The sequence below is a fragment of the Rhodococcus sp. P3_B8 genome (assembly GCF_056402775.1).
Genome location: NZ_JBFUGT010000463.1, coordinates 1 through 3,738, shown reverse-complemented (window position 1 = coordinate 3,738; position 3,738 = coordinate 1). Strand labels below are relative to the sequence as shown.

Genomic DNA, 3,738 nt, shown 5'->3' with positions numbered 1-3,738 from the left:
CGGCTACGCCGGCGTGTACTCGTCCTTCCTCCGGCACGCCGAAGCCGCATCCCAGCGGTACGGCATCGACGTGCGCACCATCCTCCTCGAAGTCGGCCGCCGCGGCCTCGTCGGCGGACAGGAAGACCTCATCGTCGACATCACACTCGACCTGCTCGCCACGAACCCTGAGCCCGCAGCGAGCTGAGTCCGGCTGCAGTGAAAGGAGATTCGGACTCCCACCGCTCAGTGAGCCGCCGGTTCGCACGAGCATGCAACGGCGACGCCAGGGTGCGTGCCATGTCGTCAGAACGGGTACGCGGGCATCGCGCTCTGCTCGGTGACCCTCGTCGAGCCAGGACTGCCACAACCGTTCTGGAAACGCGGTTGGGTTGCGGCGCAACGATGAGGGCGAGCTGCTCGATCGACCGAGTGGGGTGGGGGAGAGAGCAATGTCAGCCTCTCGCGAGCGCCAGCCAGGTCGAGATCGCCGCCGGGCGAGGAGCCCACCGGTCAGCACGAAGACGGCGACGGCGCCGGCGGAGCCTGCGATTGCGCCGGCGGTGAGCGGGATGAAGACTTGTCCGAGTCGATTGCCGGTCAGGCGAAGGGAGAGCGCGGAGGCGCGGTTCGGGGGCGGGACCAGCCCCGCAACCCAGGTCATCGTGAGCCCCACGTCACCAAGTCATCGATCGCCTGGAGACGCGTCACCCGGACATCTCCAGGGAGGCCATCGAAGAGGTCGTGCGCTCCGCGCACAGCCACTTCGCGGACCGGAAGGTACGCGACTTCGTGCCCCTGCTCGTCGAGCGGGCTGCCCGCGAGAAGATCCGGGAACTGGTGACGTCGTAGGCGTGGTCGCGTCGGGTCGCCATCCACGATCGAGATGGCGACCCGACGTGTTTCACCGAAACCTGTTCGTGTTCTCTCTCAGTTGAGCTTCTGCGGCACACCGTAGGTCATGACGGTGTCGCCGTTGGCTGTGACGGCCTTCGCATACGGCCGGATGGTGACCGGTCCGATCGCTCCGGAGATGGAACCGTGAACGCCCTGCATCCGCACCAGCGCCTCGGGTCCGTCGAACTCCTGACCCTCGAGCAGCGGGACCTCGGTGATACCGCCCGGCTCCAGGTCGATGTCCAGTTCCTGCGACGGGATGATGTCACCCGCCAGCTCCACGTTGGTCCCCGCGCTCAGATCCAGCGTGAAGTCGGGGATAAGCCCCAGGTCGATGCCGGTGTCCGACCCGATCGCGAACCCCAGGCCGGGCGAATTGAGGACGATGGTCGCACCTGCCAGCGCAACCGGGTAGCCGATCTGGTATCCGACGGTCAGTTGTGTGCCCTCGAATTCCGCGGCGTCGGGGCCGCTGATGTTCACCCCGGCGTATCCGTTGTGGAAGAACTCGACGCTGGTCGGTACGCCGTCGAGCGGCGGAACGACCTGATACTGCGTGTCGCCCTGCAGGACCTCGATGCGGTTGCCGTCCGCGTCGATGACGGAACTGGAGTTGTCGACACCGGCCGCGGCGGTGCCGTTACCCATCACCATGGCAAGTACGGCGATACCTGCGACCGCCGCCAGGCGGGTGAAGGATCTGTGTCCGGGTGGAGCTGTGCTGATGTTCGTCATGCCGATCCCCATTCAGTACGTACTGCAACCGATACGARAAAGCATGCGAAGCGTAACCATTCAAGCCCCTCGCCGTCTTCGTGTTGTTCAGAAGTTCACGAGCGTTTCGTGCGGTCCGCCACCGCTGACCTGGTTGTTCGTGGCACGATGGGCCGGTCGACGACGGCGAGCGTGCGGGGCAGGTCAGTCGTAGCGCGCGCCGGGCGTTCGACCACCGAGACTCCCGAGAACGTTCACCCAGCGCAGCAGCCCGGAATAGCTGCTGATCAGCGCATTCCGAGGATTCGGCGGACGGGACCGCGTTTGCGCGTCTTCGTGATCGTCGTCGCCAGGCCGATGCGGCGGCCGGTGAGTGGATCGGTGGCGGGAGGACCGCCGAACCCGGATTCGGACGCGGTCTCTGGTGCGGCGTCGCGGGTGTCGGTGAGGTACTTGTCGGGAAGCGAGAGTTTCGCGATGGTCCGCCACGACTTCCAGTACTGCACCGCGAGCGGGCCGGTCGTGTACGGCAGGTCGTACTTGTCACATAGCTGCTTCACGCGGATCGAGATCTCGTGGTAGCGGTTGGAGGGCAGGTCCGGGAAAATATGGTGCTCGATCTGGTAGCTCAGGTTGCCGGTCATGAAGTCCATGACGGGGCCGCCCGAGATGTTGGCGGAACCGAGCATCTGCCGCAGGTACCACTGGGCGTGCGTCTCGTTGTCGACGTCGGTCTTGGTGAATTTCTCGGCGCCGTCCGGGAAGTGGCCGCAGAAGATTACGGCGTTGGTCCACAGGTTGCGGACGAGGTTGGCGGTCGCGTTCGCCTTTGCGGTGGACTTCCATGCCTTGCCCGTCAGTGCCGGGTACACGACATAGTCCTTGAGTGTCTGCCTGCCGAGCTTGGCGAGCACTTCCTTGCCGCGCGTCTTGGTGAGTTCACGGTCGTCCCGGCCGCCTCGGGTCACTTTGCCCAGTTCGAGCAATTGGATGGCGAGGCCGTATTGGAACAGCGCCGCGAGAATCGCGTTGTAGGCGAGGTTGCCGAGGTAGAAGGGCTTCCAGCGCTGGTCACGGGTGACGCGGAGCAGGCCGAAGCCCACGTCGTCGTCCATGCCGAGGACGTTGGTGTATTTGTGGTGCGCGTAGTTGTGGGTGATCTTCCAGTGCGCCGACGGATCGGCGTTGTCCCATTCCCAGTTCACGGAGTGCACCTCGGGATCGTTCATCCAGTCCCATTGCCCGTGCATCACGTTGTGCCCGAGCTCCATGTTCTCGATGATCTTCGACAACGAGAGCATCCCGGTGCCCAGCACCCACAGCGAGCGCTTGCGGGAACCGAAGAGCACCGCCCGGCCGCCGAGTTCCAGGCCGCGTTGCAGCCGGATGGTGTTGCGGAGGTACCGGGCGTCGCGTGCACCGCGGGATTCCTCGATGTCTCGTCGGATCGCATCCAGGTCGCGGCCGATGGCCTCGACGTCGGCGCGTGTCAGGTGTGCATATTCCTCGATGTCCGATATCGCCATGCACCTACGATACCGTAAGTTACGGTCCCGTAGGTTACGGGCGAGTATTTTATGATGCGAATCACTTCGACTGGTACGCAGCAATTTTCGATGTCGAATGGTGCACGGGACGAGCGAATATCGCGTGCTCGCGCCTGCTGGGGTGGGTCACTGGGTGAGGAACGTCGGCACGTGGTCGGTGTGGAAGCGGGGGAGGGTGGTGCAGAGGGCAGACAGGTCGTTGCCGCTACTGAGGACGGTGCCGTCGGGCCGGATGATGGCGGCGCGGGCGCGGGCGCGGCGTAGCCAGCGGTGCAGATCGGTGCCGGGTCGAGCCAGCAGGACTGTGCCACCGCGTTGTTCGATGTCGGTGCGTTGTGTCGGGGTCGGGGAGAGGGAAGTGACGACCGCGAACCGGCCGCCGACGACCTCGGCGAATCGGCGACCCTGGTCGAGGTCCGGATTCGGGATCAGGCGGCCCGCTCGGCTTCTGCGCAGTCGAGGTCGTTCTATCAGAGTGGAGCGGTGAAGGGCCGGGGTTTCGCCGTCCATGATCTTGTCGCCGAGACCCGGGATACGGTGCAGCAGTGGTACGACGATGCGACGGATGAGGTTACCGAGTTCGCCGCCTTCGGTCATGGCC

The 3,738-nt window shown here is 65.1% G+C and carries 3 protein-coding genes and 3 pseudogenes; 2 read left to right on the top strand and 4 right to left on the bottom strand.

Going from position 1 to position 3,738, the window contains the following annotated elements:
• Positions 1–187: pseudogene (locus AC1D1G_RS42915) on the top strand (4-hydroxy-2-oxovalerate aldolase); the annotation flags it as partial.
• 247 nt (positions 188–434) lie between these two features.
• Here the strand turns inward: AC1D1G_RS42915 and AC1D1G_RS42910 are convergent.
• A pseudogene (locus tag AC1D1G_RS42910) lies at positions 435–649 on the bottom strand (MFS transporter); the annotation flags it as partial.
• Positions 650–666: 17 nt separating this feature from the next.
• Here AC1D1G_RS42910 and AC1D1G_RS42905 point away from each other — a divergent pair.
• Positions 667–831 carry a three-helix bundle dimerization domain-containing protein gene (locus AC1D1G_RS42905; RefSeq protein WP_477956676.1) on the top strand — a complete coding sequence of 55 codons (165 nt, stop codon included), beginning with the start codon at positions 667–669 and terminating at the stop codon, positions 829–831.
• 78 nt (positions 832–909) lie between these two features.
• Here the strand turns inward: AC1D1G_RS42905 and AC1D1G_RS42900 are convergent, their stop codons facing one another.
• The 3 genes and pseudogenes from AC1D1G_RS42900 to AC1D1G_RS42890 all read right to left on the bottom strand — a co-directional run.
• Positions 910–1,611 (bottom strand): MspA family porin, encoded by a 702-nt coding sequence (locus tag AC1D1G_RS42900; protein ID WP_280780176.1) that lies wholly within the window; start codon positions 1,609–1,611, stop codon positions 910–912.
• 266 nt (positions 1,612–1,877) lie between these two features.
• Positions 1,878–3,116 (bottom strand): fatty acid desaturase family protein, encoded by a 1,239-nt coding sequence (locus tag AC1D1G_RS42895; protein ID WP_477956675.1) that lies wholly within the window; start codon positions 3,114–3,116, stop codon positions 1,878–1,880.
• 147 nt (positions 3,117–3,263) lie between these two features.
• Positions 3,264–3,738, bottom strand: a pseudogene (locus AC1D1G_RS42890) (bifunctional 3-(3-hydroxy-phenyl)propionate/3-hydroxycinnamic acid hydroxylase); the annotation flags it as partial.

Coding starts and splice junctions, on each gene's coding strand:
- AC1D1G_RS42900 (WP_280780176.1), bottom strand. CDS start 1,611: ATGACGAACATCAGCACAGCTCCACCCGGACACAGATCCTTCACCCGC.
- AC1D1G_RS42895 (WP_477956675.1), bottom strand. CDS start 3,116: ATGGCGATATCGGACATCGAGGAATATGCACACCTGACACGCGCCGAC.